The organism is Polaromonas sp. YR568 (genome assembly GCF_943369675.1).
Taxonomy (GTDB): Bacteria; Pseudomonadota; Gammaproteobacteria; order Burkholderiales; family Burkholderiaceae_C; genus Polaromonas.
The window spans coordinates 1-26068 of sequence record NZ_CALROB020000032.1; the positions used below are offsets into that span (position 1 = coordinate 1).

Sequence of the window (26068 nt, forward strand, 5' to 3'; positions counted from 1 at the left end):
GGGTCGCCTTTTCTTTGGTGACTTTGGTGTTCGCGTAACTTCGCTGCGCGAAGTGAGCGAACCCCGCGCGCGCAGCGCGCCTTTTGGCGAACAAAAGAAAACCCGCTTTGCGGGTTTCGCCAAAGTTACTGGCCGCCGGGCCACTCCCGGCCAGCAGGACCCAGCAGCGAGCACACCGCCGGAGCAAGAAAGAACTACTCGAGGAAATTCCTCAAAGCAGCTTCGACGGCCGCTGCCGTCGCCAGCGGCTTCTCCATCGGAAACAGGTGGCTCCCATCGAGCATCATGATCCGCCCCTTTGTCACCTTCTCGGTCATCGCCATCCCGACCTGTTTCATCTCGACCGACTCCCGCCCGCCTATGAACGTCACGGGGCATTTGAGCGGATGGCGCTTGAGCAGGCCTTCGAGGTTGTCGGGCAGGGTGTTGTAGATCGCGGTTTCCACGTCGCGGTCGAAGCTGAGGAGTTGCTTGCCTTCGTCGTCTCCGGTGCCCGCATAGGTGCCGTGTTCTATGTAGTCGCGCAGCACCTGCTCGTCCCAGGCGGCAAAGGCTTTTTTGCTTCGGAAGTGCTCAAACACTTCTTCTTTGCCCAGCCACTGGTTCTTGCGTTTGCGGCTGATGGCGCCGGGCGAGATGGATCCGACCAGTTGCGCGCGTTTGGCGACGCTCAAGGCGCGGGCGCGCCAGCCGCCCAGGATGGGCGAGTCGACCAGCACCACGCCTTTGACGGGTTGGCCGCCCAGTTGCGGGTTGCGCGCGGCGCACATCAGGCTTAAAAATCCGCCCAGCGAATGGCCGACGAGGAAAGCCGGCTGGCCGCACTTTTCAACCTCGCGGGCCGTGAAGTCGGCGAGCTGCTGCACCAGGTGGGGCCAGTTGCTGGTGACGGGGTAGCGCGGGTCGTGGCCGAATTTGTCGATGGCCTTGACCTGGAAGCCGCGGGCTTTCAGGCTCTGGAACAACACGCTGTAAGTGCCGGCCGGGAAGCTGTTGCCGTGCGAAAAAATGACCAGCGGTTTTGACGAAGAGGGCACGGTTTAAATGAGTTTCTCGTCGGGCGTGCTGATTTTCTTGAGGGGCTCGTGGCGTGTGGCCGGCATCTTCAGCGGGATGTCGGTGTGCGCGTCGTCCCAGACCGGGTCCTCGATGCTGTCGAAAACCTCGCGCAGCTTCTGGCCCCAGCTGCTGTGCATCATGCGGTAGTAGGGGTTGTCGTTGTCGATGCAGACAATCTTGTCGCTCTTGTAGGTGTCGGCTTCATAGACCACCAGGTCCAGCGGCAGGCCCACCGAGAGGTTGGACTTCATGGTCGAGTCCATGGACACCAGCACGCATTTGGCGGCCTCGGCCAGCGGCGTGGCGGGGGTCAGCACGCGGTCCAGCACGGGTTTGCCGTACTTGGATTCGCCGACCTGGAAGTAAGGCGTTTCGTCGGTGGCCTCGATGAAGTTGCCGGCCGAATACATCTGGAACAGGCGCATGTTCTCGCCGCGGATCTGCCCGCCGAAGACCAGCGAGACGTTGAAGTCCACGTCGGCGTTTTTCAGCGCTTCCGCGTCGCGGTCGTAGACGCGGCGAATCGCCGAGCCCAGCACGCGGGCGGCGTCGAACATGCTTTTGGCGTTCCAGATGGTGATGGCTTCGCCGCCTTCGTGGTCCTTGAGCTGCTCGACCTGCAGGATTTCGCGGATGGACTGCGAGATCGACAGGTTGCCGGCCGACAGCAGCACCATGAAGCGGTCGCCAGCCTTCTCATAAACAATCATCTTGCGGAAGGTGCTGATGTGGTCCAGGCCCGCGTTGGTGCGGGAGTCTGACAAAAACACCAGCCCGGCGTTGAGTTTGGCGGCGACGCAGTAGGTCATGAGGTGCTCTGGAAGTGTGGGGGATGTGGGGGAGGTCGGGTTGCGCTGGGTCACGGCGAGGCGGAAATCTTTTTCAGGCGGTACAGGGCGTCCAGCGCTTCGCGCGGCGTCAATGCATCGGGGTCTATGGTACCCAATGCCTTGTCGACGGCGCTTTGCTCGGGCGCGAAGGCTTCGGGAGGCGCGGCGAACAGGTCGACCTGGGCGCGGGCTTCGGTCTGGTGGGCCTCGAGCGCATTGAGCGCGTGGCGGGCATGGTTGACGACGGCGGCGGGCACGCCGGCCAGCTTGGCCACGGCAATCCCGTAGCTCTTGCTGGCGGGGCCGGGCTCGATGTGGTGCAGGAACACGATGTCGGCGCCGGACTCGACCGCGCTCACATGCACGTTGATCGCGCCGTGGTGCTGCGCCGGGAATTCGGTGAGTTCGAAGTAATGCGTGGCGAACAGCGTGAAGGCTTGCGTCTTGTTGTGCAGGTAGGCGGCGATGCCGCCGGCCAGCGCCAGGCCGTCGAAGGTGGAGGTGCCGCGGCCGATTTCGTCCATCAGCACCAGCGAGTGCGGCGTGGCGGCGTGCAGGATCTGCGCGGCCTCGGTCATTTCCAGCATGAAGGTCGACTGCGCGTTGGCCACGTCGTCGGCCGCGCCTATGCGGGTGTGGATGGCGTCTATGGGCCCGAGCCGGCAACTGGCGGCGGGCACATAAGAGCCCACACCGGCCAGCAGCACGATGAGCGCCACCTGGCGCATATAGGTCGACTTGCCGCCCATGTTGGGGCCGGTGATGACCTGCATGCGGTGCTTGCCGCTCATGCTGGAATCGTTGGCGATGAATGAGCCGCCGCCGGTTTCGGCCAGGCGCGCCTCCACCACCGGGTGCCGGCCTTGCACGATGTCTATGCAGGGCTCGCGCACAAACACCGGCGCCGCCCAGTTCAGCGTGAGGGAGCGTTCGGCCAGCGCGCACAGCGCGTCCAGCGAGGCCAGGGCGCGCGCCAGGCGGCTCAGCGCGGGGATGAAGTCCTGCAGCTGGTCCAGCAGCTGTTCGTACAGCCATTTTTCGCGTGCCAGGGCGCGCTCCTGCGCCGACAGGGCCTTGTCTTCAAAGGCTTTCAGTTCGGGCGTGATGTAGCGTTCGGCGTTTTTCAGGGTCTGGCGGCGGCGGTAGTCGTCGGGCACCTTGTCGAGCTGGCCCTGCGTGACTTCGATGTAGAAGCCGTGCACCTTGTTGAACTGCACGCGCAGGTTGGCGATGCCGGTGCGGGCTTTTTCGCGGCCTTCGAGGTCCAGCAGGAAATCGTCGCAATTGGTCTGGATGGCGCGCAGCTCGTCCAGATCGGCGTCGCAGCCATGGTTGATGACGCCGCCGTCGCGTATCAGCGCGGCGGGCTCGTCCAGCACATAGCGGCCCAGCAGCGCGGCACAGCCGGCCGGCGGCTGCAGGTCTTCAAAGATGCGCGTCAGCAATTCCGGGAAGTCGCTGCCCGCGGGCGCGGCGAGTTCGGCCTTTTGCAGCGTGTCTTTGAGCGCCACCAGCTCGCGCGGCCGCACCTGGCGCAGCGCGATGCGGGCGGTGATGCGTTCCACGTCGCTGCAGCCCTTGAGCCTGGCGCGCAGGGTTTGCTGCGAGCCGCCGCGCAAATGCGTGATGGCTTCGAGGCGCGCCGCGGCCTGCGCGCGGTCGCGGCGCGGCGTGAGCAGCCAGCTCTTGAGCGCGCGGCTGCCCATGCCGGTGGTGCAGGTGTCCAGCAGGGAGAACAGCGTGGGCGAATCCTCGCCGCGCAAGGTTTGCGTGAGTTCCAGGTTGCGGCGCGTGGTTTGCGGCAGCTCGATCAGCTCGCCGGAACGCACCACCTGCAAACCCTGCACATGCGACAGCGCGCGGCCCTGCGTGTGTTCGGCATACCCGAGCAGCGCGGAGGCGGCGGCGTGCGCTTCGTTCAAGGCCTCGGCGTTCCAGGAGGCGAGCGAGGCGACCTTGAGCTGGTCCAGCAGGCGGCGCGCGCCCAAGGCGGCGTCGAATTGCCAGGCCGGGCGGGCGGTGGCGGCGCAGCGCTGGCCCTTCAGGCGCTGCTCGAAAGCCGGCGTCACGTCGACGTTGTAGAGCAGCTCGCTGGGGGCCACGCGGGCCAGCCAGGCTTCGAGCTCGTCGTTCGCGCAGTGCGCCAGGTGGATTTCGCCCTGCGTCACGCTGAGCCAGGCCAGGCCGCAGGTGTTGCGCGCGCCCTGGTGCACGGCCAGCAAAATCGATTCGGTCTTGTCGTTCAGCAGTTCGGTGTCGGTCAGCGTGCCGGGCGTGACCACACGCACCACCTTGCGCTCGACCGGGCCCTTGCTGGTCGCGACGTCGCCGACCTGCTCACAAATCGCCACCGACTCGCCGAGCTTGATCAGCTTTGCCAGGTAGCCTTCGAGCGAATGAAAGGGCACACCGGCCATGACCACAGGTTCGCCGGCCGACTGGCCGCGCCGCGTCAGCGTGATGTCGAGCAGGCGCGCGGCTTTTTCGGCATCGGCGAAAAACACCTCATAGAAGTCGCCCATGCGGTAGAACACCAGCGTGTCGGGGTACTCGGCCTTGATGCCGAGGTACTGCTGCATCATGGGCGTGTGGGAAGGTGCTAGCCCGTCCTCCCCCCGCAGCTTGATTTTTTGCTCGCTTTTTATCAACTTGGCACGACCTTTTCTCTCAATCTCTGTTCCCCTCTGCTGCATCGAATTTCAGAAAAGTCCACCAATTCATCGCCGGAAAGGCTGGCCCAATATCGGCCAAACTGTTTTTGGCGGCGTCGATATCCAGGATTGTCGGGCCTGGTTTGTGAGACCAGAACCATTATCTTGCATATGGGAACTCCCCTGTGGCCGGGTAAGCGGGCTCAAGTGCAGATCGTGCTATCAGGACGTTCGCCGGGGGGGGCAGGCCAAACCGAGGGGACCTGTCATGTATTCGCGCACCAGCTCGCGCGCCCGGTGCCGCCGGCTTTTGATCGCGCCGTCCTTCTCGCCAAGCCGTCCGGCGATTTCGGCGATGGTGAGCTCCTCGAAATCGCGAAGGAGCACCACTTCAAGGTAATGCGCGGGCAGCGACTCCAATGCGGCGACAAGGGTGGGTTTTCCCCGGTACAACGGTTAAAAGCGCGTCGTCAATTGTGTCAACCATGCGGGTGATCGATCTACCAGCCATGCCTCAACCGGTTTGTCGGCGCCGGTAAGAACCGTGGCCGCCAGGGCAATCATGATGATGCCAAGCACGACCTTGCCGGTTTTGCCGGCCTCCATCAGCCTGTTGCGCATCTTCATCATTGCGCCGCGCGAAACATAAGCCAGGGCAACGACAGGCAGGGCTGCCCCCACGCCGAAGATGCCCATCAGCAAGGCGACCTGCGGCAGTTTTGAGCCCTGGCTGGCCAGCAGGACAGCGGCTCCCAGGGTTGGCCCAACGCAGGGGCTCCATACGACGCCCAAAACAAGGCCAATGGCGAACTGGCCCCAAAGGCCGTCCAGCTGCATGCGGGCGATGAGGTTGTTGCCGGCGTCTCCAAGGCCTGAAGTGGCTGATGCGAAGCGTTGTTGCAAACTGCCCGACACCAGCACGAGCCCGATCAGGCCCAGCATCACCGCGCCGACATCGCGAAAGAGGGCGGTGTCCAGGCCGAGGGTCGACCCCGCCCATGCCAGGGCTGTCCCTATCAAGGCGTAGGAAAGGGCAAGTCCTCCGGCCAGAACCAGGGGTGCCTGCGGATGGGCGTTGGTGGCCGAACCCAGAAGGATCGGGATGATGGGCAGTACGCAGGGTGAAAGCGTCGAGAGAAGCCCCGCAAGAAAGCCGAACCCGTATGAGCCAGGCCCGAACTCCATCAGTTGACCGTCTTCTTGATCAGCCCTTCAATGCCGCCCGGGCTGGTGTCGCCGACTGAACGGCCGACTTCCTTTGCGCCCTTGAAGGCCACAAGCGTGCTTTGCATGGTGACCTTGTATTTCTTGAGCGTGGGTTTACTGGTGTCGAAATCGATAGTCATCAAGGTCACATCCTTGTAGGCAGGCTGCTGCATCAGGCTGTCGACGATAGGTTTTTGCTGCTTGCAGGTAGGGCACCAGGTTGCGCTGATGTCCAGCACAACCGGTTTGCCTTCGCTCGCCAGTTTGTCGAAGTCTTTTTGGTCAAATGGCTTGATATCTCCTGCCATCGCCAGAGAGGTCATCGCCGTCAAGGCAAACAAAAGGGCGGTTTTCGTGAGTGTCATGGGGATATCTCCTGGGGGTTGAGGTTGAGGAAGGCTTGGCAGAATTTCGTTGAGTCCGGACATAAGCCGCCAACGCTGCAGGTCCTTTCGAGCTCCACTGTGGCGGTTTGTCATGTACCAAGAGGCGGTGAGGCGTCAAAAAAGTTCGCGACGGCGTCAATATTTATTTTGTCGTTTCGTGAGGCGTTTTCTTACAGGGGATGGTGATCATCTCCATTTCGCGCCGCGGTCGGCTCAGCAGGTTCCGCCAGCGCGCGGGCCTGGGCCTGCCGCAGTTCGCTGGCCATCGCGCAGGCCAGCGTCAGCCGCCGCAGCAGCCAGGGCGTGAGGTCGGCGGCCAGCAGCGGGTCGGGGCGGGGCTGGAAGGGCTGGCCGGCAACGGGCGGGCCGGCTTCGGGGATGGCCTGCCCGGCGGTGTCTGTGCCCGCCAGCTCGGCGGCTATGCAGCGGGCGGATTGCGCCAGCGCCGGCTGGGCCACCGCCATGTCCAGCTGGGCGCGGTGCAGCAACAGCAATGATTTCACCGCCGTGAGCTGGGCCAGCAACTGGTAGCTGCGTGCCTGCAGGGCTTCCAGCGGCTCCAGCGGCGGGCGCACCTTTTGCGGTTCGGCCAGGCTGCGCTGGGTGGCCAGTGTGAGGTCCGACAGGCTGTTGTAGGCCTCGCGCCGCGCCAGCCGCCAGGGCAGGTCGGAGGTCTTGCTATCGTCCAGCAGCGCCAGCGCCAGCTGCGCATGCTTGAGCTGCGCCTGCACGCTGCGCCGCACCAGCGCCGGGATCTGGTTGCGCTCCCAGGCCGGCAGCACATAGCTGAACAGCCAGGCGATCAGCGCGCCCAGCAGGGTGTCGCCCAGGCGCTCGGCCATGGCGAAGCTGGGCTGTATGCCCACCAGCAACAGATGCGCCTGCAGCAGGCCGGCCACGGTGGCGGCGATCGAGGTGTAGAGGTAGCGCCTGAGCGCAAACGCATGCGCCAGGCCCATGGCGAGCGCCACCACGCCGAAGAGGGTGCGGGCGCCGGGGTGCGCGGCCAGCACGGCCATGACCAGCGCGCAGCCCAGCAGCGTGCCGGCGACGCGGGCGTTGCGGCGCTGCACGGTTTGCGCCAGGTTGCCGCGCATCACCACCACGATGGTCAGCAAAATCCAGTACTCATGCGCCACCCAGGGCAGGTGCAGCGACACCCCATAACCGGCGGCCACGGCCAGCGTGCAGCGCAGGGCGTAGCGCAGTGTGGGCGCGCTCCAGGTCAACTGGCCCAGCAGCGGCTTCCAGGACCAGCGCGTGGCGCTGACGAAGAGCTGCCACTGCGTGCGCACGGCCGTCAGCACGGGCGCCAGGTCGCCGCGCGCCAGCGCCGCCATCTTCACGGCCTCGTCGTTGATGTGGCCTATGCGGTCGGCCATGTTGTGCAGCAGCGCCAGCGGGTCCGTGGTGTCGATGCGCAGCGGGTCGGGCGCCAGCGGGTCGGCGGGCTGGGTGCGCGGCGGCAGCGCACCGGCCAGTTGCGGGCGCAGGTCGGTGATGGGGCTGATCGCCGCGCCGCGCCGGCTCAGCAGCAAGTCCATGCCCAGGGCTTCGAGCTGCGCGGCGGTGCCGTCCAGCGCCAGCTGCAGGGCGGGCAGCGCGGCCACGCTGGCGCTGTGCTCCAGCAGGAAATCCAGGTCCAGGTCGCAGGCCAGTTGGTGGTCGCGCGCCTCCAGCAGGCTCAGCAGCAGTGCGGCCAGGCGCTGGCGCCCGGGCGTGGTGGGCGACTCCAGCACCACGTCGCGCGTGTTCTGCAAATGGTCGGCCAGCGTGGCCTGCTGCTGCAGCACGCTCGCCAGCAGCGCGGAATGGTCGGGTTGCGGGCCGAAGCGCCGGGCCTGCGTGCGCAGGATCTGCGCGAAGCTGTGCAGGCATTCGGCCAGCAGCTGCGCGCGAAAGCGGGCGTTCAGCAAATGCGTGGTCAGCACCGCCCACAGCAGGTACAGCCCGGCGCCGGCCAGGAACCAGGCGCCGTGCAGCGCGATCTGCTCGAGCGTGCCGACCGGCGGCGCGGCCATCGAAAACAAGGTGGAGAACAGCAGCGAAAAACAGATGGGCCCGCCGCGCTTGCCCCAGGCCATCATCATCACGGCCAGGAAGGTGGCGGCCGTGACCACGATGCCCAGCAGCAGTTCGTCGTGATGCACCAGCTGCACCAGCATGAAGAGCGGCGCGCCCAGCAGCGGCGCGGGCAGCATCTGCATGATCTTGCGTTTGCGCGGCGCCGGCACGTCGGGCAGGCTGGTGATCATCACGCCGACGGCGGCGGTGGAGGCGGCGGCCAGGCCGGCGGCCTCGAAGATGGCCAGCATGATGAGCACCAGGCCCAGCGAGACGGTGAGCCCGTTGGCGACGTACTGGCTCAGCAGCACGTGCAGGCTTTTTTGCAACCAGCCTTGCGCCTGGTACCGCAGGCTTGCCGGCGTGGGGGATGAGGCGGTGTCGGGCGGGTTCATGGTGTGCCTGGGCACACTTTACCGAAACGCATGAGGCATGAAAAAAGCCCGCGAGGCGGGCTTTTTTGTTTTGCTTAGAAAGGGGCGTCAGGCGCCTTGTTGGCCGGGTGGTCCCCGGCCTTGATGCGCTTGGCTTTGAGAGTGGGCTTTTCGGCCGGCGCGGGAGCTGGCGCTGCCGTTGCCGCGTCTTCGGCGCTTTCCTCAGGCTCTTGCGCGTCGGACGTGTCCTTGAGGGCCTTGCGCACGGCGGCCTTGTCGCCGGCGCCGGCGAATTTGCTGTACTTGCCCAGGGTGGTGACCAGCTGGCCGTAAATGCGCGGGTTGCCGGCGACGCATTCGCCGTGGTCCATGAAGTCGGCCTCGCCCGTGAAGTTGCCGATCAGGCCGCCGGCTTCGGTCACCAGCAGCGAGCCGGCCGCCACGTCCCAGGGCTTGAGGTTGGATTCAAAAAAGCCGTCGCTGAAACCGGCGGCCACATAGGCCAGGTCCAGCGCGGCGGCGCCGGGGCGGCGCACGCCGGCGCACTGGCTCATCACTTCGCCCAGCATGTTGAGGTAGGTCTTGAGCTTGTCGCCGGGGCGGTAGGGGAAACCGGTGGAGATCAGGCATTCCTGCAGGCGGGTGCGCTTGGCCACGCGGATGCGGCGGTCGTTCATGTAGGCGCCGCGGCCCTTGGTGGCGCAGAAGATGTCGTTGCGGGTGGGGTCGTAGACCACGGCCTGCTCGACCTTGCCCTTGACGGCCAGCGCAATGCTGACGCAATAGACCGGGAAGCCGTGGATGAAGTTGGTGGTGCCGTCCAGCGGATCGATGATCCAGACGAAGTCGGAGTCCTTGGCGCCATGCTCGCTGCCCGATTCCTCGGCCAGGATGCCGTGGCCGGGGTAGGCGGTCAGCAGGGTTTCGATGATCGCGGCCTCGGCGGCCTGGTCGATCTCGGTGACGAAGTCGTTGGTCTGCTTGACCGAAATGCGGACCGATTCAACGTCAAGCGCCGCGCGGTTGATGATGGCGCCGGCAGCGCGCGCAGCCTTGATGGCCACGTTGAGCATGGGGTGGAGGTTGCTGGACATAACTTGTAGGGAAGAACGGGAAAAACCGGCGCCGGCGATGCGGGCGGCGGGCAATGGCGGTATTTTCCCATAAATGGGATTCGCCCCGGTTTCGGGCCGGCTGGCGGCCCCGAAGCAGGTTTCCAGGACAATCCAGCCCCATGCACACCCGATTCATCCTGATCAACACCAGCCACGCCGGCAATGTAGGCGCCACCGCCCGCGCCATGAAAACCATGGGTTTCGACGACCTGGTGCTGGTCGCGCCGCGCTGGGCCAATGTGCTGAACCGCGAAGAAACCATACAGCGGGCCAGCGGCGCGCTCGACGTGCTCAAGAACGCCCGCATCGTCGCCACGCTGGACGAGGCGCTGGACGGCATGGCCCACCTGTGCGCCACCGCCATGACGCCGCGCGACTTCGGCCCGCCCACGCGCGCGCCGCGTGAGCACTTTGCGGGCTTGCTGGGGCAGGACGCGCCCTCCGGAGCGCTGCCAGCCGCGCCCGAATCGGTGGCCTTTCTGTTCGGCTCCGAGCGCTTCGGCATGCAGAACGAGGACGTCTACCGCTGCCACGTGGCGCTCAGCATCCCGACCGATCCGAAGTTCGGCTCGCTGAACCTGGGCGCGGCCGTGCAGCTGATTGCTTACGACTGGCGCCAGGCGCTGGGCGGCTTCAGCGTGCAGGCCGCGACGGCCGAGCCCACGCTGGCCGATGCGGCGGCGGTGGCCGGCATGCTCAAACACTGGGAAGAAGCGCTGGCCGGCATAGGCTTCCTGGACCCGGCCTCGCCCAAAAAGCTGATGCCGCGGCTCAACCAGCTCTTTAACCGGGCGCAACTGAGCCCCGAGGAAATCCACATCCTGCGGGGCGTGGCCAAGGCCATGCTGCAGAAAGCCGCCCAGTTGCCGTCTAAAGACAGCACGCCAGCAGGGTCGGCGGACGGCCACTAAACTCCCCCCATGTTTTCCCGACTCCGCTCCGACATCCAGTGCATCCTCGACCGCGACCCCGCCGCCCGCACGGCCTGGGAAGCGCTGACCTGCTACCCGGGCCTGCATGCCCTGGTGCTGCATCGCCGCGCGCACTGGTGCTGGAACCACGGCTTCAAATGGCTGGGCCGGTTTATCTCGCATGTTTCGCGCTGGATGACCGGCATTGAAATCCACCCCGGCGCCAAAATCGGCGAGCGGGTGTTCTTCGACCATGCCATGGGCGTGGTGGTCGGTGAAACCGCCGAGATCGGCGACGGCTGCACGATTTACCAGGGTGTCACTCTGGGCGGCACCTCGCTCTACAAGGGCGCCAAACGGCATCCGACGCTGGGCCGCGACGTGGTGGTCAGCGCCGGTGCCAAGGTGCTGGGCGGTTTTGTGGTCGGTGACGGCGCCAAGATCGGCAGCAATGCGGTGGTGATCAAGCCCGTGCCGGCAGGGGCCACGGCGGTGGGAATTCCCGCGCGCATCATCCCGTCCAAAGTGGGCGAAAGCGCGGACGTCACGACCTCGCCCAAGTTTTCCGCCTACGGTATCACCCTGGACGACGACCCGATCGGGCAGGCCATGAAAGGGCTGATCGACAACGCGTCGTCCCAGGAGCACCAGATCGCCCTGCTCTGGCAGGCGATTGAAAAACTCTCCGGCCCGCAAACGGCCATGAGCAAGGACTGCGTGCCCAAGGACGCGGCGCTCACCGAGACGTTTGAAGCCGAGAAGCTCAATCAGCTGGTCGGCAAGTAAGCCGCCGGTTTCAGGCCGGCTTCAGCGCGCGTTCGAGGAAAGCGGCGGCCTGCAGGCAGGCGCGGTCGGCATACGGCGCGCCAATGATTTGCAGGCCCATAGGGAAACCGTTCACCCCCTCCGCGCCGGCCACGTTCACACAGGGTACGCCGAGCAGCGTCCAGGCGCGGTTAAAGATCGCCGCGCCGGTGCTGCCGTAGCCCGCCGGCGCTTCGTCGGGTGCGCTGGGCGTCATCAGCACGTCGAATCCCTCAAACCATTCCGCGCAGGCTTTGCGGCCTTCTGAGGCGGTGCGTTGCGCGGCTTCGTAGGTGGCCGGCGTGATGTTGCGGGCGGCTAGCAGGTAGTTGCGCAGGATGTCCGACAGCGCCTCGGGATGGTGGTCCACCTCCCAGGCCAGGCTGCGCCAGACCTCGTAGCCCTGGATGATGTCCTGGGCGTCGAATATGTCCTTGATCCAGGCGGGCAGGGTGATGCGTTTCACGTCGGCGCCTGCGGCCTTCAGCGCCTGGCTGCCGGCTTCGATCGCTTGCCGGGCGCTGGGGGACAGCTCGGCCCAGGGATAGGTGTCGGGCACACCCACGACCCATGTTTTTGGGGCCGGCGCAGCATCGAGCGCCAGCGCGCGGCCGGTTACAGCTTGGGCAAACCAGGCTGCGTCGGCCACGCTGGCGGCGAACAGGCCGACCGTGTCCAGCGACCAGGAAAAACATTTGAGGCCGGCTGTCGGCAGCAGGCCGAAGCTGGGCTTGAAACCCGTGACGCCGCAATAGGATGCCGGGCGGATGACCGAACCGCCGGTTTGTGTGCCGATGGCAAAAGGCACCAAGCCGGCCGCGACGGCCGCCGCCGAGCCGGCCGAGGAGCCGCCCGGCGTGCGGCCCGGCGCGTTCGGGTTCAGTGTGACGGTCGGATGCAGGAAAGCGAATTCGGTGGTGCTGGACTTGCCTATCACCAGCCCGCCGGCGCGGCGGATCACGCCGACCATGGCCGCATCGGCGCGCGCCGGTTCAGCCGGGTAGAGCGCCGAGCCGTAGCGCGTCGAGAAGCCGCGGGTGTCGAAGATGTCCTTGACGGCCACCGGCAAGCCCTGCAACGGGCCTGTGAGGACCGGGAGCTGGGCGAGGGCCGTGGGCAGGTCCAGGCGGGCCGTGAAGGCGCGCAGGGTGGGGTCTGTGGCGTCCAGCCGTGCAAAGGTTTCCTTGAGCAGGCCGGCCGCGTCCAGCGTGCCGGCAGCCAGCCGGGCGGCCGTCTCGATGGCGGACGGCGCTTGCGGCTTCATGCGGCCGGCGTGCTTGACGTACCTGGCGTACGGATGGCCGACTTGGGCCGGAAGGCCTTGCAGACGGCCGGGTCGGTTTCGAGGTAAGGGCCGCCTATCAGGTCTATGCAATAGGGCACGGCGGCAAAGATGCCGGGCACCACCGACTCGCCGGCCTCGTTTTTGAGGCCCTCGAGGGTTTCCTGGATGGACTTGGGCTGGCCGGGCAGGTTGAGGATCAGGCTTCTATCGCGTATCACCGCGCACTGGCGCGACAGGATGGCCGTGGGCACAAATTTGAGGCTGATCTGCCGCATCTGCTCGCCGAAACCGGGCATTTCCTTGTGGGCGACGGCCAGCGTGGCCTCGGGCGTCACGTCGCGCGGCGCGGGGCCGGTGCCGCCGGTGGTCAATACCAGCGAGCAGCCGGCGTCGACCAGCGCGATCAGCGCGGCGCTGATACCAGCCTGCTCGTCGGGAATCAGGCGTTCTTCAAAGGTGATGGGGTTGCGCAATGCGCGTGTAAGCCAGTCTTTCAGCGCCGGCAGGCCTTTGTCGACGTAGACGCCGGCCGAGGCGCGGTCGCTGACCGAGACGATGCCGACCTTGACCGCGTCGAAGGCCTGGCTCACGCCTGGGGCTCCTCGGACTCCTCGGGTTCCCCAGGGCCTTGGGCCATGGTTTGCCGCACCAGCTGGAAGATTTCGCGGTAGGACTTGCCGTGGCGCGGTGCTTCACCGGGTTTTTCGGGCTTGGCGTCCTTGCGGGCCTGGCGGACCAGCGCGCGCAGCTGTTGCGAATCGGTGCCGGGATATTCTCCGAGCCAGTCGCCCAGCGCGGCGTCGTCGGCGATCAGCTTGTCGCGCCACTGTTCGGCCAGGTGCAGCGCCAGCGTCAGGTCGGCCGAGCCGTTGAGCTGTTCGTTGATGGCCTCGCGTATCGGTTCCGGGTCCAGCGGGCGCATCAGCTTGCCGATGAACTGCATCTGGCGGCGTTTGCCCTCGAAGTTGGTGATTTTTTTGGCGTCGGCGATCGCGTCGCGCAGCTTGTCGGGCAGGTCCAGGCGCGCCATCAAATCGGCGCGCAGGGTCAGCAGCGCTTCACCGAGAGCCTGTTTTTCGTCGGCCTCGGCCTTGAGTTGGGTTTTGCTGGGCGGGCCGACTTCCTCGAGTGCGATTTCCTCGGGTTTGACGAAGCGTCCGTTGGACCAGTAGCCCTTGATGGCCTTGGGAGTCTTGTTGTTCATGGCAGTCAGTATCATAGCTACCCATATGACCCAAAAAGCTTCCTCTCGTTCCGGCGCCGCAAAGCGCGCCGCTTCCAGTCCTTCCCGCCCCTCCTCGCAGCCCGAATCCGGCTTCAGCTACCACCGCGATTTTTTCGAAGACCTCGTCGACACCGCACTGGGTCACGCCAAAAAACTGGGCGCTACGGATGCCGCGGCCGAGGCTTCCGAAGGCTGCGGCCTGTCGGTCAGCGTGCGCAAGGGCGAGCTGGAAAACGTCGAGCGCAACCGCGACAAGTCGCTGGGCATCACCGTCTACATCGGCAAAAAGCGCGGCAATGCCGCCACCAGCGATTTCTCCAAGGCGGCCATCCAGCAGACCGTGAAAGCGGCCTACGACATCGCGCGCTTCACGGCCGAAGACGAAACCTCGGGCCTGCCCGACGAGCGCGACATCGCGCGCAAGCACCCCGAACTCGACCTGTTCCACCCCTGGTCCATCGATTCCGAAGAAGCCGCGCGCCTGGCCCTGCTGTGCGAGGCCGCCGCGCTGGGCACCAGCCGCCTCATCACCAACAGCGAAGGCGCCGGCGTGTCGGCCCAGCAAAGCCACTTTTTCAGCGCCCACACCAAGGGCTTTCGCGGCGGTTATGCCAGTTCGCGCCACAGCATTTCGGTGGCGCCGATTGCCGGCAAGGGCAACCAGATGCAGCGCGATGCCTGGTACAGCTCCATGCGCGACGCGGCTGAGCTGGCCGCCCCCGAGGCCGTGGGCCGCTACGCCGCCGAGCGCGCGCTGGCACGCCTGAAAAGCCGCAAGATCCCGACCACGCAATGCCCGGTGCTGTTCGAGTCGCCGCTGGCCGCGGGCCTCCTGGGCGGCTTTGTGCAGGCCGTGAGCGGCGGCGCGCTGTACCGCAAAAGCACCTTCCTGGCCGACAGCCTGGGCAAGGCGGCCTTCCCGAAACACATCGACGTCGCCGAAGACCCGCACCTGCGCAAAGGCAAGGGCAGCGCGCCCTTCGACGAAGAAGGCGTGAAGACCAAGGCGCGCCAGGTGGTGGCCGGCGGCCGCGTTGAGGGCTACTTCCTGAGCACCTATTCGGCCCGCAAGCTGGGCATGCGCACCACCGGCAATGCCGGCGGTTCGCACAACCTTGTCATGACCAGCCGCCTGACCCGCCCAGGCGACGATCTGGACGCCATGCTGCGCAAGCTGGGCCGCGGCCTTTTCGTGACCGAGCTGATGGGCCAGGGCGTGAACTACGTGACGGGCGACTACTCGCGCGGCGCTTCGGGTTTCTGGGTCGAAAACGGCCGCATTGCCTTTCCGGTCGAGGAAATCACGATTGCCGGCAACCTCAAGGACATGCTCATGGGCATTGAGGCCGTGGGCGCCGACGCCTATAACTACGGCGCCAAAACCGTGGGGTCAATCCTGGTCAACCGCATGAAGGTGGCGGGGAGTTGAAATCGGAGGCTTTTAGGTGCATTTTTGGTCTTGTATTTTCACCTTTTTGGTACTACATTGATTCTTTAATTCCCAACAGGAGAATTCAATGGCTGATGTACGTGTTCTTAAATTCGATGTGGGTTCGAGTACTGATGTTGCGTTGCAGCGGCTAAAGAACCGCTTTGATGCGTCCACTTCATCGGAGGCAATGCGAAGAAGCTTGGCAATTGCTGATACGGTGACCGAGTTGAGTGCCAAAGGCGAACGCATTTTTGTTCGAGACATCAACGGGGAAATTCGCGAATTGCTGATCGGTGCGCAATGAGTGATGGGGTGGCGGAGGCGGCCGTCCGTCAGGGAATTGAGGCCGCGGCCGCTACTGCTGCGCCCAAGCTTGCTGTCAAAGCCCTGTCCGAGGATAAGTCAGTCCAGGACGGGCAATTCACGCATCAAAAATGGGAGCGATTGAGCACCCAGCGCGATACCCTTATTAACGCCGTCATCCGTGTGTTCACTTGGCTCAACGGAGGTGTTTATCTGCTAGTTCTTCTCGCCTGGATTGCCGGGCATTTTTCAAACTACCGAATCGTTGACGGAAATACGCTTATGGCCTTGATTGGAGCAACTGTGGTGCAAGCCGGACTTGCTTTTGCGGCCATCGTGAAGTTCTTGTTTCCGGCCACTTCTGACGAATAGGAAAGGCGCGGTAGGAAGTCTGTTTGTAATCAGCCAGCCAGCGCCGCCTTCACTGCCGCCGAGACCTGGCCCATGTCGGCCTTGCCGGCCAGTTTGGCCTTGACCGCGCCCATGACCTTGCCCATGTCGCCGGGGCCCGTAGCGCCCAGCTCGGCCACGATGGCCTTGACGGCGGCGGTGACTTCATCGGCGCTCAGGCGCGCCGGCAGGTAGGCCTGCAGCACCACCAGTTCGGCGGCTTCCTTGTCGGCCAGGTCCTTGCGTTCGGCCTTCTGGAAGGCTTCCAGCGAGTCCTTGCGCTGCTTGATCAGTTTGTCGACGATGGCGACCACGGCCGCGTCGTCCAGCACCACGCGCTCATCGACCTCTTTTTGCTTGAGGGCCGCCAGCAGCAGGCGTATGGTGCCCAGGCGCTCGCTGTCCTTGGCGCGCATGGCGGTCTTCATGTCTTCGGTGATCTGGTCTTTGAGGGCTGACATTCGGGGCTCCTGAGGGCGGGAATATGGGGAGGGGCTGGCGCACGCAGGCGCCAAAAAGCACAAAAGCCCGCAGAGCGTCCTCGTGCGGGCTTTTTGTTGCCGTGAGGCGGTACTAAAGGATTAGTACAGCTTTTTCGGCAACTGCATCGAGCGGATGCGCTTGTAGTTGCGCTTGACGGCGGCTGCCTTCTTGCGCTTGCGCTCTGCCGTTGGCTTTTCGTAAAACTCGCGGGCGCGCAGGTCGGTCAGCAGGCCGAGTTTTTCAATGGTGCGCTTGAAGCGGCGCAGAGCCACGTCGAAGGGCTCGTTGTCTTTTACACGGATGGTGGTCATTGTTCAGTTGATCCAAAAGGTGCGCCTTTATCGATCTGATCAGGATCAGGCCAGGCACGGGTTTGCTAGCAAAGCCTTGGATTATATACCAGCCCCCACGCTTTTCACTTCGCCTTCGGCTCCGTGTAATGCGCTGCCCCCCGAGGGGGCGCTGCGCCTGCGGCCCGGCAAAGCCGGTTCCGCGGCCCCTGCTGGTAGGGAGAGCAGCCGCGCCTTCGCTTCGCTGGGCCTGGTATTTTCCGACGTTTCGAGGGTTTTTTCGCGCTTCAGGGGGCCGTCGCCCGCGCCGCCAGAGCTTCGGCGCAGGCATGCGCCGAAGCCCAGGCCCACTGGAAGTTGTAACCGCCCAGCCAGCCGGTGACGTCGACGACTTCGCCTATGAAATAGAGGCCGGGCTGCTTCGATTCCAGGGTCTGGGAGGACAGGTCGCGGGTGTCCACGCCGCCTACCGTGACTTCGGCCTTTTTGTAGCCTTCGGAGCCGTTGGGGGTGAGTTCCCAGTCGGCCAGGCGCTGGGCCAGGGTCAACAGGGCTTTGTCGGTGGCGTCGCTGATGGGGCGCTGCAGGGCAGGGTCCTGGCCGGCCCAGGCGTCGGCCAGGCGGCTGGGCACCAGGGTGGCGAGTTCGTTGGCGATCAGTTTTTTGGACGTGGCCTTGGCGCGCAGCAGCAGCTTGGGCAGGTCCACGCCGGGGGCGAGGTTGATGCGGATGGGCTGGCCTTCGCGCCAGAAGCTGGAAATCTGCAGCACGGCCGGGCCGCTCAGGCCGCGGTGGGTGAACAGCAGGTCTTCCGAAAAGACCACGGCTTTTTTGCGTTGCTTGGGCGTGGCGTCGGCCGGGCTGGTTTCGATCAGCACCGGCAGCGCCAGGCCGGCCAGCTGGGCATAAGGTGCCCAGCCTTCGCCGTCGAAGGTCAGCGGCACCAGCGCGGCGCGTGGTTCCACCAGGCGCAGGCCGAACTGTTTTGCGATGCGATAGCCGAAATCGGTGGCGCCTATCTTGGGAATCGACAGGCCGCCGGTGGCGATGACGACCTGCGGCGCCGTGATGAGGCCGCGGTCGCTCAGAAGCTCGTAATTCCCGCCCGTCTCCTGGGGGGTCTTGATACCCTGGATGCCGCAAGGCTGCCAGCGCGTGACCTGGCCGGCCTCGCATTCGGCCAGCAGCATGTTGATCACGTCTTCCGCCGACCGGTCGCAAAACAGCTGGCCCTTGTGCTTTTCGTGGAAGGGGATGTTGTGGCGCTGCAGCAGGGCGATGAAATCCTGCGGCGTGTAGCGCGACAGCGCCGAGCGGCAAAAGTGCGGGTTCTCGCTCAGGAACTGCGCGGGCGTGGCGTCGCGGTTGGTGAAGTTGCAGCGGCCGCCGCCCGAGATCCGGATTTTCTCCGCGACCTTCTCGCTGTGGTCCAGCAGCAGCACCTTGAGGCCGCGCTGGCCCGCCTGCGCCGCGCAGAAGAGGCCGGCGGCGCCCGCGCCTATCACCACGGCGTCAAAGTGATGTGTCAACTCAGCCCCTGGTCCGATGGACCCAACTCAAGGTTTCCATGTGAAAGGAAACTTGAGCTGCTTCAAAAAGCCATTCGGCACATAGTCGCCCAGTACGCCATAGCGGTCCGGCCACAGCCGGGTGCTTTTGACGGCGGTGCCGAAGAGGTAGTCGATGAAGGCGTAGTGCGCCGAGTAATTGCGGTCCAGCGCTTCCTGGTCCTGGCTGTGGTGCCAGTGGTGGAAGTTGGGCGTGACGATGATGTAGCGCAGTGGGCCCAGGCGCACGCTGACGTTCGAATGGTTGAAGACCGCCTGGAAGCCGACGATGACGATGTAGGCGTCAATCACTTCCTTGGAGAAACCGAACACGTAGATGGGTGCCAGGATCAGCGTGCGGGTGATCAGCAGCTCCAGGATGTGCTGGCGCGAGCCGGCCAGCCAGTCCATGCTTTTGGCGCTGTGGTGCACCGCGTGCAGGCGCCACAGCACGGGCACCTCGTGGTAGGCCCGGTGCGTCCAGTACTGCACCAGGTCGGCCACCAGCACGATCAGCAGCACGCCGGCCCAGAAGGGCAGGCCCTGCACCCAGCCGCGGATGCCGTCGTTGGCGGCCCAGCCGAAGAACTTGTGCACCAGCAGGTTGGTGGCCAGCAGCACAAAGCCCACGATCATGTGGTTGACGATGAAGTGGTGGAAGTCGGTCTGCCACTCGGCGCGAAACACCGGCTGGTCCTTGCGCAGCGCGAACAGCTTTTCAATGAAGATGAAGATCAGCGAGGAGCCCAGCAGGTCCAGGATGAACCAGTCCAGGCCGATGTAGGGCGTGTTGTCGGCGAAGTCGTTGACCGGCACCTTGTGGCCGCCCAGCAGCGCGGTGGCCACCACCAGCAAAAAGGCGGCGCCGGCCAGCCAGCGCGAGCGGTTGAAGATGATGTTGACCAGCGAGATGCCGCCGGCGATCACCAGCGAGGCAAACATCACCATGCGGATGACGTCGACGTTGTAGCTCTTGCGCAGCTCGGGCGTGGTCAGGTATTCGGGGAAGTGAAAGGCGAGGACGCCCAGAAAGCACAGGATGCCCAGGCTGAGGGCGATCACACCGCTCATGATGCCTTTTCCGGGGCGGAGTTCTCCGTGGCTTTCCGTCAGTTCATTGAGTTTTTCAAGCATCGCGCCATTCCCTCTGTTGTTGTTTTTGACTTCGGGAGTGTAGCGTTGCCGTGTGGCTTCAGCGTTCGCGCTCGCGGCGCAGGCCGAACCAGCCGCAGACCGCCACCGGCAGGCCCAGCGCCAGCCAGGAGGCCCAGTCCCACAGGTCGTCCCCGACCAGGGCCGAGAGCAGGCCCAGCGCGCTCAGCAAGCCCAGGGCGATGGGCCACCCCCAGAGCGGCCAGAAAGCGGATGCCTTGCGCGCGCTCATTTCGCCGCCTCGCTTGCGGCAACCGGCATCTCGCCTGCCATCTCCGGCCCGGCGGCCGTCTCGCGCTTGCCCGCCGGCACGCGGCGCACCCACCAGAGGTAAAGCCCGCTGCCCAGCACGATGATGGTGATGATGTCCAGCACGGTCCAGAGGATCTGCATCGGCAGGCCGCCGTAGTCGCCGAAGTGCAGCGGCTGCGACAGCAGCAGGCCCTGCAAATACCAGGGCAGCTCGCGGCTGTCGGTGACCTGGCTGGTTTGCGCATCGACCAGCACCGGCTTGAAGAGGCGCGCCGTCAGCGGCTCGGTGCCGCGCATGAAAACGCCGTAGTGGTGCGGGCTGGTGAAGGCCGTGCCGGGAAAGGCGATAAAACCCATCTTCATGCCCGGCTCCAGCGCCCTGGCCGCCACGACGGCCTGCTGCAGCGAGCCCAGCTCGGTGACCGGCGGCTGGCCCTTGTAAGGCGCGACCATCTCGGCCATCTGGTCCACCTGCCAGTAGCGCACCAGCAGGTCGGCCCAGGTGTTGATCATGCCTGTGGCGCCGACCACGAACAGCCAGGTCAGGGTGACGATGCCCAGCAGGTTGTGCAGGTCCAGCCATCTGGTGCGGCCCGAGCGCACATGCCGGACTTCGCCGAAGCGCAGCTTGCGCATGAAGGGCGCGTACAGCACCACGCCCGAGACGATGGCCACCAGCAGCAGCAAGCCCATGAAACCGAGAAAGAGCTTGCCCGCCAGGCCGGCGAACAGGTCCACGTGCAGCGAGAACATGATGTACATGAAGCCGCTGTCCAGCTGCGGCTCGGCCAGCGCCTGGCCTGTGCGCGCATCGACGGCCACCTGCTTGAGGCCGCTTTGCGACAGGGGCTCAGGCGACAGCGTGACGAACCAGACGCGGTCGTCGTCCGGCTCCTGCGAGACAAACATGCCGCCAAGGCCCGGATGGCGGGCCTTGGCGACTTCCATCACCTTGTCGAGGCTGACGCGCGGCGCGTCCGCCGGCATGTCGGCCGCTTCCACCTCGGTGCCCAGCAGGTGGCCTATTTCATGGTGAAAGATCAGCGGCAGGCCGGTCAGGCACAGCAGCAGCATGAAGAGGGTGCAAACCAGGCTGGTCCATTTGTGGAGCCAGGACCAGGTCTTGATGGCGCTTGAGCTGAGCATGGGTGTTGTTGAAGGCCGAAGGCCGGTGCGTCGTTCAAATGAGAATGACTATTATCTGCGAAGACAAGCGCCGGACGCGATCAAACCCGGGAGCGGCGCACCCCAGGTGAAAAGAAAATGATTGGCGCGAAGTCAGGCCGCGCGTGCGGCTTCAGGGTGCGCGGCGGCCAGCGCCACGCCGCTGATCACGTCACCCACCACGATCACCGACGGGCTGGCCATGCCGGCCTCGCGCACGGATGCCGCCAGCGTGCCCAGCGTGGTGGTGATGTGGCGCTGCGTCGCCAGCGAGGCGTTCTGGATCACGGCAACCGGCGTGCTGGCCGGCAGGCCGGTCAGCAGTTCATCCTGGATGCGCTCGGCACCGCTCACGCCCATGTAAATCACCAGCGTGAGGCGCGCGCTGTGCGCGGTGGCGGCCAGCGCCCGCCAGTCGGTGCCGCTGTCGCCGGGCTTGGCATGGCCGGTGACGAAGACCACGCCGTGCGCATGCTCGCGGTGCGTGAGCGGCACACCCAGCGAGGTGACGGCGGCCAGGCCCGAAGTAATGCCGTTGACGACTTCCACCGCGATGCCGGCATCGCGCAGGTGCTCGACCTCTTCTCCGCCGCGCCCGAAGATAAAGGGGTCGCCGCCCTTCAGGCGCACCACGTCTTCGCCTTCGCGGGCGGCCATCAGCATGAGTTTTTCAATAAAAGCCTGCGGCGTGGACTTGCAGCCGCCGCGTTTGCCCACGTAGACGATGCGCGCATCGGGCCGCGCGAAAGCCACGATCTCTTCGCTCACGAGGTCGTCCACCAGCAGCACGGTCGCGCGCTGGATGGCCTTCAGGGCCTTGAGGGTCAGCAGTTCCGGGTCGCCGGGGCCGGCGCCAACGAGGGTGACTTTTCCGTGGTTCATGGTGGTCGTTATTTGATTTGAGGCAACAACTGCAAGATATGTTCCACCTGCCGCGCAATCGACGGCGGCACCGGTATGTCGCCGGCCATCACAGCCTGAATGTAGGCTGCGGTGCCGGCTGCGTCCACCGTCTTGGGCAGCTCCGGCAGGGAGGCCAGCGTGCCGGCCTGGGTTTCCTGCAGAAGTGAGCGCTTTCCGCCGATAAACGCCTCCATCTGCGGCATGCGGCGCGCATCGGCCACGCCTTCGCCCTCGGTGCCGCGCAGCAGCATCGCGTTGGCGCCGGTCAGCTCGAAAGTCTGCGCCATCGATATTGCGTATTCAGGATGTGTGTAGCTGCTCACCACCAGGCTTTTGCCCAGGCAGGGGCTCATGATCTTGACCAGGCTGTGCGCCGGGTTGCGCAGGCCGACGGCGCGGCGCACGTCGAGCAGGCGCTTGAGGGAGGGCAGCAGCACTTCGGTGGGGGTGAAGACGGCCTCGCCGTCCGCGATCTTGCGCACGGCCGGCAGCGCATGGATGTCCAGGGCTTGCAGCACCTCGGAGGCAAACACCCGGCTTGATTCGGTGGGCGTGCCGTGCACCAGAACGGGCACGCCTTCACGCGCCAGCAGCAGCGCCAGCAGCGGAGTGAGCACCGGCAGCTTGCGCGCGCCGTTGTAGCTGGGCAGCACCACGGTGGGGGTTGCCGTTGCGGGGAAGTGCGCGAGGCGCTGGTGCACGGCGTCGAGGAAGCCGGCCATTTCCGCGGGTGTTTCGCCCTTGATGCGCATGGCCAGGCAAAAGCCGCCGATTTCGAGGTCGGTCACCGTGCCGTCCAGCACCTGGCCCAGCAGGTCGGCGGCCTGCTCGCGCGACAGGGGGCGTGCGCCGTCCTTGCCGCGGCCGATTTCCTTGATGTACTGGCTAATACCCATAAACGTGATTGTCCGCGAATGCAGATAACTTCCTGTTATGAGCTTAAGCGAGCTGCCGGATCGGGATCACGGTGCGCGGGGTGATTGGCACTTCGATGCGCGCCGAGCGTACCCGGCGCTTGAGTTCGGGCACGCAGGAGCCGCAGTTGGTGCCGCATTGGAGCGTCGCCTGCAGCGACGCCAGCCGCTCCTCGTCGGTGTGCAGGTGGCCCGCGCCACCGCCGCCGGCGGCCAGCAGTTCGAGGTGTTCGTCAATCGCCGTGTCGCTGACGTTGAGGCAAGTGCAGACCAGCTTGCCGCGCGACTGCACCGCCACCGGCGGTTTGGCGCCGGGCAGCAGCAGCAGGCGGCCGTAGGCCTGGGCCGGCAACTCGTCTTGCAGCAGGGTCCTGATCCAGGCTTGGGCGCTGGTGTCGCCGGCCAGCACAAAGCCGGCGAGTTCGGCCTTCTCCGCATTGCCTACCAGCCGCACTGTGCGCCGCTGGCCTTTTTTGCGGTCGGCATAACGCAGCACGTCGACGCCACCCAGGCCGAGGATGTCTTCGAGTGCGGCCAGCACCTCGTCGGCCGGGGCTTCATGGCCGGCCGCGCGAAACAGCAGGCCGGAGCGTTCGCGGCCCTGCTCGGCCAGCGGTGTGTTGTTCGAAAAAGGTACGCAACTGGTGAAAGGGAAGGCCGTCATCAGCGGCTTGAGCTGCTCGCGCGCGGCCAGCACGGCGTCGCCGGGCAGCCAGGCCATGGCCAGCAGCGTCCAGGGCATTTCGGCCTTCAGGATTTTCACCGCGGCGTGTTTGAGTTCGGGCTGTTTGGAGCTGGGGCAGTAGGCCGAAGTGGTCAGCGCGTTGACGCCGGCCAGCGTCTCGCCGCTGGTGGAGCGCCCACTCAAATATTCCTCGCCCCAGTGCATGGCGATAAAAGCCTGGCTCACCGCCACTTCGGGCGAAGCCTGCAGCGGCACCACGATGGAGCCCCGTTTGGAGGTGACGTGCACCAGGTCGCCGTCTTTCAGCAGCCGCCGCGCCATGTCTTGCGCGTTCATCTGCACCGAGGGCTCGGCCACGTGGCCGAACAGCCGCCCCAGCGTGCCGGTGCGGCTCATGCCGTGCCACTGGTCGCGCAGCCGGCCGGTGGTCAGCGAGAACGGGTAGCGCGACTCGCGGGGCTCGGCCACCGGTTTGTAGACGGTGTTGGCGAAGCGCGCCTTGCCGTCGGCGGTGGGGAAGATGCCGTCTTCGTAAAGCCGGATCTTGCCCGCGCTGTCGCCGGGCTTGAAGGGCCACTGCTGCGGGCCCTCTTCCAGCAATGCGTAACTCAGGCCCGTGATGTCCAGGTCGCGGCCGCGCGTGGATTCGCGGTGTTCGTTCCAGATGGTTTCCACGCCTAGTGTTTCAGCGGCCAGGGAGTAGGGGAGCAAGCTTGTGCCGGATGCGCTGCGGCTGGGCAGGAGCTTCTCCAGCCGCTGCGCAAACTCCACCGCAATCGCCCAGTCATGCCGCGCCTGTCCAGGCGCGGCCACGGCCGGCCGCACGCGGCTGATGCGGCGCTCGCTGTTGGTCACCGTGCCGGTTTTTTCGCCCCAGGTGGTGGCGGGCAGCAAGAGGTCGGCGTAGTCGCAGCTCGACGTGGTGGCAAAGGCTTCCTGCACGATCACCAGTTCGGCGCGCTCCAGCGCGCGGCGCACCGTGGCCTGGTCGGGCATGGACTGGGCCGGGTTGGTGCAGGCAATCCACAGCGCCTTGATCTCGCCGTCGGCGGCGGCCTGGAACATCTCGACGGCCGTTTTGCCTGGTTTCTCGGGAACGGCCGGTACGCCCCACAGCGCGGCGACTTCAGCGCGGTGTTCGGGGTTGGCCAGGTCGCGGTGTGCGCTCAGCAGATTCGCCAGGCCGCCCACTTCGCGCCCGCCCATGGCGTTGGGTTGGCCCGTCAGCGAGAACGGCCCGGCGCCCGCTTTGCCGATGTGGCCGGTCGCCAGGTGCAGGTTGATGAGCGCCGCGTTTTTGGCCGTGCCGCTGCTCGACTGGTTCAGACCCTGGCAATACAGGCTCAGCGTGGCGGCCGATGTTGCGAACAGTTTTGCGGCGGCCAGCAGGTCTTCTTTTTTGATGCCGCAGGTCTCGGCGACCAGGTCGGGCGTGTAGTCGCGCACCGTGGCCTTGAGCGCGTCAAAGCCCGTGGTGTGTGCGGCGATGTAGGCCGCGTCGGTCCAGCCTTCCCACAGCATGATGTGCAGCATGCCGTTGAAGAGCGACACGTCGGTGCCGGGTTGGATGCCCAGGTAGAGGTCGGCGATCTCGGCCGTGTCGGTGCGGCGCGGGTCGCAAAAAATGATCTTGAGCGCCGGGTTGGTGGCCTTCGCATCCTCGATGCGCCGGAACAGGATGGGGTGCGCATACGCCGTGTTGCTGCCGACGATGAAGATGCACTGCGCATGGGCTACGTCCTCGTAGCACGAAGGCGGCGCGTCCGCGCCCAGCGTCTGTTTGTAGCCCGCCACGGCGCTGCTCATGCACAGGCGCGAATTGGTGTCGACGTTGTTGCTGCCTATCAGGCCCTTGGCCAGCTTGTTGAAGACGTAGTAGTCCTCGGTCAGCAACTGGCCCGAAATATAAAAACCCACCGCGTCGGGGCCGTGGTCGCGGATGATCTGCGCAAAGCTTTCGGCGGCAAAGCCGAGGGCGCTGTCCCATGACACGGGCTTGGGCGATTCATGCCGGTGCTCGCGCCGCATGGGCTGCAGCAAGCGCGTCTGCCGCGTGACGGCGGCCGAGGCGGTCAGCGCCAGCGTCGAGCCCTTGGTGCAGAGCCGGCCGAAGTTGGCGGGGTGGTCCGGGTCGCCTTTGACGCCCGTGATCTGGGAGCCTTGCGACTCGATGATCACGCCACAACCGACGCCGCAATAAGGGCAGGTGGACCGTGTCTCGCGCAGGGTCCCGTCAGAGATCATGTGCGGGCCAGTTCTTTCAGTGCGGGGCCGGCGACAGGGGGCGGCAGGTCCGTCGCAAGCGTGGCAAGCTCACCCGCGTCCAGGTGCACCGCGCCGCTTTCCACACGCACGCTGAATTTCTGCACACAGCCTTCGTCGGGCGCGCGGGCGCAGCCGCCTTCGAGCTCTATGGTCCAGTTGTGCAGCGGGCAGGCCACGCTGGTGCCGAAGACGATGCCCTGGCTCAGCGGCCCGCCCTTGTGCGGGCAGCGGTCCAGCACCGCGAAGACCTGGTCCTCGCCGTTGCGGAACACCGCGACGTCCATGCCTTGCGCGCGTGCGACGCGGCGCGAGCCGAGGACGGGAATTTCATCAACCCGGCAGATTTTTTTCCATTCGGACATGGTGATTTCTTCAGGA

Annotated in this window: 25 protein-coding genes and 1 pseudogene; 5 read left to right on the plus strand and 21 right to left on the minus strand. The window is 65.6% G+C overall.

What is annotated here, in order from left to right:
• Window positions 1–194 precede the first annotated feature (194 nt).
• From ACLV8F_RS17055 to ACLV8F_RS17090, 8 genes and pseudogenes are all read right to left on the minus strand, one after another.
• Entirely contained in the window at window positions 195–1037 is an 843-nt protein-coding gene (locus tag ACLV8F_RS17055) for an alpha/beta hydrolase (protein WP_411885399.1), read from the minus strand.
• A gap of 3 nt (window positions 1038–1040) precedes the next feature.
• Entirely contained in the window at window positions 1041–1868 is an 828-nt protein-coding gene (locus tag ACLV8F_RS17060) for a peptidase (RefSeq protein ID WP_411885400.1), read from the minus strand.
• Window positions 1869–1918: 50 nt separating this feature from the next.
• Entirely contained in the window at window positions 1919–4468 is a 2550-nt protein-coding gene (gene mutS, locus ACLV8F_RS17065) for a DNA mismatch repair protein MutS (protein ID WP_411885401.1), read from the minus strand.
• A gap of 294 nt (window positions 4469–4762) precedes the next feature.
• Window positions 4763–4972, minus strand: a pseudogene (locus tag ACLV8F_RS17070) (RNA polymerase sigma factor); the annotation flags it as partial.
• Between the two features lie 24 nt (window positions 4973–4996).
• On the minus strand, window positions 4997–5725 hold the full coding sequence (locus ACLV8F_RS17075; protein ID WP_411885402.1) for a cytochrome c biogenesis CcdA family protein: 729 nt from the start codon (window positions 5723–5725) through the stop codon (window positions 4997–4999).
• Window positions 5725–6111 (minus strand): thioredoxin family protein, encoded by a 387-nt coding sequence (locus ACLV8F_RS17080; RefSeq protein WP_411885403.1) that lies wholly within the window; start codon window positions 6109–6111, stop codon window positions 5725–5727. The genes ACLV8F_RS17075 and ACLV8F_RS17080 overlap by 1 nt, the downstream gene beginning before the upstream one ends.
• A 191-nt stretch (window positions 6112–6302) precedes the next feature.
• Window positions 6303–8591 (minus strand): FUSC family protein, encoded by a 2289-nt coding sequence (locus ACLV8F_RS17085; protein ID WP_411885404.1) that lies wholly within the window; start codon window positions 8589–8591, stop codon window positions 6303–6305.
• A gap of 74 nt (window positions 8592–8665) precedes the next feature.
• Entirely contained in the window at window positions 8666–9664 is a 999-nt protein-coding gene (locus ACLV8F_RS17090) for an inositol monophosphatase family protein (RefSeq protein ID WP_411885405.1), read from the minus strand.
• A 140-nt stretch (window positions 9665–9804) separates the two neighbouring features.
• On the opposite strand from ACLV8F_RS17090, the gene ACLV8F_RS17095 reads away from it, so the two are divergent.
• A complete protein-coding gene (locus tag ACLV8F_RS17095; protein WP_411885406.1) occupies window positions 9805–10596 on the plus strand; it encodes an RNA methyltransferase in 792 nt (263 codons plus the stop codon).
• 9 nt (window positions 10597–10605) lie between these two features.
• Window positions 10606–11382 carry a serine O-acetyltransferase gene (gene cysE / locus ACLV8F_RS17100; RefSeq protein ID WP_411885407.1) on the plus strand — a complete coding sequence of 259 codons (777 nt, stop codon included), beginning with the start codon at window positions 10606–10608 and terminating at the stop codon, window positions 11380–11382.
• 10 nt (window positions 11383–11392) lie between these two features.
• Here cysE and ACLV8F_RS17105 read toward each other — a convergent pair whose 3' ends face one another.
• Genes ACLV8F_RS17105 through yjgA form a run of 3 tightly spaced genes read right to left on the minus strand, consistent with a single transcriptional unit; the run spans window position 11393 to window position 13889 of the window.
• Window positions 11393–12664 carry an amidase gene (locus ACLV8F_RS17105; RefSeq protein WP_411885408.1) on the minus strand — a complete coding sequence of 424 codons (1272 nt, stop codon included), beginning with the start codon at window positions 12662–12664 and terminating at the stop codon, window positions 11393–11395.
• Window positions 12661–13275, minus strand: a complete 615-nt coding sequence (gene mog, locus ACLV8F_RS17110) for a molybdopterin adenylyltransferase (RefSeq protein WP_411885409.1) — start codon at window positions 13273–13275, stop codon at window positions 12661–12663. The genes ACLV8F_RS17105 and mog overlap by 4 nt, the downstream gene beginning before the upstream one ends.
• Window positions 13272–13889 (minus strand): ribosome biogenesis factor YjgA, encoded by a 618-nt coding sequence (gene yjgA, locus ACLV8F_RS17115; protein ID WP_411885410.1) that lies wholly within the window; start codon window positions 13887–13889, stop codon window positions 13272–13274. Before yjgA ends, mog begins: the two co-directional genes overlap by 4 nt.
• Window positions 13890–13914: 25 nt before the next feature.
• On the opposite strand from yjgA, the gene pmbA reads away from it, so the two are divergent.
• The 3 genes from pmbA to ACLV8F_RS17130 all read left to right on the plus strand — a co-directional run bounded on the left by pmbA (window position 13915) and on the right by ACLV8F_RS17130 (window position 16017).
• Window positions 13915–15339 (plus strand): metalloprotease PmbA, encoded by a 1425-nt coding sequence (gene pmbA, locus ACLV8F_RS17120; RefSeq protein ID WP_411885411.1) that lies wholly within the window; start codon window positions 13915–13917, stop codon window positions 15337–15339.
• An 88-nt stretch (window positions 15340–15427) separates the two neighbouring features.
• The gene (locus ACLV8F_RS17125) at window positions 15428–15646 is read left to right on the plus strand and encodes a hypothetical protein (RefSeq protein ID WP_411885412.1); all 219 of its coding nucleotides are present in this window, start codon (window positions 15428–15430) and stop codon (window positions 15644–15646) included.
• A complete protein-coding gene (locus ACLV8F_RS17130; RefSeq protein WP_411885413.1) occupies window positions 15643–16017 on the plus strand; it encodes a hypothetical protein in 375 nt (124 codons plus the stop codon). Before ACLV8F_RS17125 ends, ACLV8F_RS17130 begins: the two co-directional genes overlap by 4 nt.
• Window positions 16018–16046: 29 nt before the next feature.
• On the opposite strand, the gene ACLV8F_RS17135 is transcribed toward ACLV8F_RS17130, so the two are convergent.
• The 10 genes from ACLV8F_RS17135 to nirD form a co-directional block, all read right to left on the minus strand.
• A complete protein-coding gene (locus ACLV8F_RS17135; protein ID WP_411885414.1) occupies window positions 16047–16496 on the minus strand; it encodes a GatB/YqeY domain-containing protein in 450 nt (149 codons plus the stop codon).
• A 120-nt stretch (window positions 16497–16616) separates the two neighbouring features.
• A complete protein-coding gene (gene rpsU / locus ACLV8F_RS17140) occupies window positions 16617–16829 on the minus strand; it encodes a 30S ribosomal protein S21 (RefSeq protein ID WP_007872347.1) in 213 nt (70 codons plus the stop codon).
• A gap of 266 nt (window positions 16830–17095) precedes the next feature.
• Complete coding sequence (locus tag ACLV8F_RS17145; protein WP_411885415.1) at window positions 17096–18337, minus strand: NAD(P)/FAD-dependent oxidoreductase; 1242 nt, start codon at window positions 18335–18337, stop codon at window positions 17096–17098.
• A gap of 27 nt (window positions 18338–18364) precedes the next feature.
• Complete coding sequence (locus ACLV8F_RS17150; protein WP_411885416.1) at window positions 18365–19489, minus strand: sterol desaturase family protein; 1125 nt, start codon at window positions 19487–19489, stop codon at window positions 18365–18367.
• A 58-nt stretch (window positions 19490–19547) separates the two neighbouring features.
• Window positions 19548–19739, minus strand: a complete 192-nt coding sequence (locus ACLV8F_RS17155) for a hypothetical protein (RefSeq protein WP_411885417.1) — start codon at window positions 19737–19739, stop codon at window positions 19548–19550.
• Window positions 19736–20905: a PepSY-associated TM helix domain-containing protein gene (locus tag ACLV8F_RS17160; RefSeq protein ID WP_411885418.1), complete on the minus strand. Its 1170-nt coding sequence runs from the start codon at window positions 20903–20905 to the stop codon at window positions 19736–19738. The genes ACLV8F_RS17155 and ACLV8F_RS17160 overlap by 4 nt, the downstream gene beginning before the upstream one ends.
• Window positions 20906–21037: 132 nt before the next feature.
• Window positions 21038–21805 (minus strand): uroporphyrinogen-III C-methyltransferase, encoded by a 768-nt coding sequence (gene cobA, locus ACLV8F_RS17165; protein ID WP_411885419.1) that lies wholly within the window; start codon window positions 21803–21805, stop codon window positions 21038–21040.
• Window positions 21806–21813: 8 nt separating this feature from the next.
• Window positions 21814–22722, minus strand: coding sequence for a DNA-binding protein YbiB (gene ybiB / locus ACLV8F_RS17170; protein WP_411885420.1), 909 nt, complete (start codon window positions 22720–22722; stop codon window positions 21814–21816).
• Between the two features lie 43 nt (window positions 22723–22765).
• Window positions 22766–25669, minus strand: a complete 2904-nt coding sequence (locus tag ACLV8F_RS17175; protein ID WP_411885421.1) for a molybdopterin-dependent oxidoreductase — start codon at window positions 25667–25669, stop codon at window positions 22766–22768.
• Window positions 25666–26052 (minus strand): nitrite reductase small subunit NirD, encoded by a 387-nt coding sequence (nirD, locus tag ACLV8F_RS17180; protein WP_411885422.1) that lies wholly within the window; start codon window positions 26050–26052, stop codon window positions 25666–25668. The genes ACLV8F_RS17175 and nirD overlap by 4 nt, the downstream gene beginning before the upstream one ends.
• Window positions 26053–26068: the final 16 nt, after the last annotated feature.

Excerpts from the sequence above, each read along its gene's own strand:
- ACLV8F_RS17095 (WP_411885406.1), top strand. The coding sequence starts at position 9,805 with ATGCACACCCGATTCATCCTGATCAACACCAGCCACGCCGGCAATGTA.
- ACLV8F_RS17125 (WP_411885412.1), top strand. The coding sequence starts at position 15,428 with ATGGCTGATGTACGTGTTCTTAAATTCGATGTGGGTTCGAGTACTGAT.
- ACLV8F_RS17175 (WP_411885421.1), bottom strand. The coding sequence starts at position 25,669 with ATGATCTCTGACGGGACCCTGCGCGAGACACGGTCCACCTGCCCTTAT.
- cysE (WP_411885407.1), top strand. The coding sequence starts at position 10,606 with ATGTTTTCCCGACTCCGCTCCGACATCCAGTGCATCCTCGACCGCGAC.
- ACLV8F_RS17080 (WP_411885403.1), bottom strand. The coding sequence starts at position 6,111 with ATGACACTCACGAAAACCGCCCTTTTGTTTGCCTTGACGGCGATGACC.
- ACLV8F_RS17135 (WP_411885414.1), bottom strand. The coding sequence starts at position 16,496 with ATGTCAGCCCTCAAAGACCAGATCACCGAAGACATGAAGACCGCCATG.
- ACLV8F_RS17085 (WP_411885404.1), bottom strand. The coding sequence starts at position 8,591 with ATGAACCCGCCCGACACCGCCTCATCCCCCACGCCGGCAAGCCTGCGG.
- ACLV8F_RS17130 (WP_411885413.1), top strand. The coding sequence starts at position 15,643 with ATGAGTGATGGGGTGGCGGAGGCGGCCGTCCGTCAGGGAATTGAGGCC.
- ACLV8F_RS17160 (WP_411885418.1), bottom strand. The coding sequence starts at position 20,905 with ATGCTCAGCTCAAGCGCCATCAAGACCTGGTCCTGGCTCCACAAATGG.
- nirD (WP_411885422.1), bottom strand. The coding sequence starts at position 26,052 with ATGTCCGAATGGAAAAAAATCTGCCGGGTTGATGAAATTCCCGTCCTC.
- mutS (WP_411885401.1), bottom strand. The coding sequence starts at position 4,468 with ATGCAGCAGTACCTCGGCATCAAGGCCGAGTACCCCGACACGCTGGTG.
- ACLV8F_RS17155 (WP_411885417.1), bottom strand. The coding sequence starts at position 19,739 with ATGAGCGCGCGCAAGGCATCCGCTTTCTGGCCGCTCTGGGGGTGGCCC.
- pmbA (WP_411885411.1), top strand. The coding sequence starts at position 13,915 with ATGACCCAAAAAGCTTCCTCTCGTTCCGGCGCCGCAAAGCGCGCCGCT.
- ACLV8F_RS17150 (WP_411885416.1), bottom strand. The coding sequence starts at position 19,489 with ATGCTTGAAAAACTCAATGAACTGACGGAAAGCCACGGAGAACTCCGC.
- cobA (WP_411885419.1), bottom strand. The coding sequence starts at position 21,805 with ATGAACCACGGAAAAGTCACCCTCGTTGGCGCCGGCCCCGGCGACCCG.
- ybiB (WP_411885420.1), bottom strand. The coding sequence starts at position 22,722 with ATGGGTATTAGCCAGTACATCAAGGAAATCGGCCGCGGCAAGGACGGC.
- ACLV8F_RS17105 (WP_411885408.1), bottom strand. The coding sequence starts at position 12,664 with ATGAAGCCGCAAGCGCCGTCCGCCATCGAGACGGCCGCCCGGCTGGCT.
- ACLV8F_RS17090 (WP_411885405.1), bottom strand. The coding sequence starts at position 9,664 with ATGTCCAGCAACCTCCACCCCATGCTCAACGTGGCCATCAAGGCTGCG.
- ACLV8F_RS17060 (WP_411885400.1), bottom strand. The coding sequence starts at position 1,868 with ATGACCTACTGCGTCGCCGCCAAACTCAACGCCGGGCTGGTGTTTTTG.
- ACLV8F_RS17075 (WP_411885402.1), bottom strand. The coding sequence starts at position 5,725 with ATGGAGTTCGGGCCTGGCTCATACGGGTTCGGCTTTCTTGCGGGGCTT.
- yjgA (WP_411885410.1), bottom strand. The coding sequence starts at position 13,889 with ATGAACAACAAGACTCCCAAGGCCATCAAGGGCTACTGGTCCAACGGA.
- rpsU (WP_007872347.1), bottom strand. The coding sequence starts at position 16,829 with ATGACCACCATCCGTGTAAAAGACAACGAGCCCTTCGACGTGGCTCTG.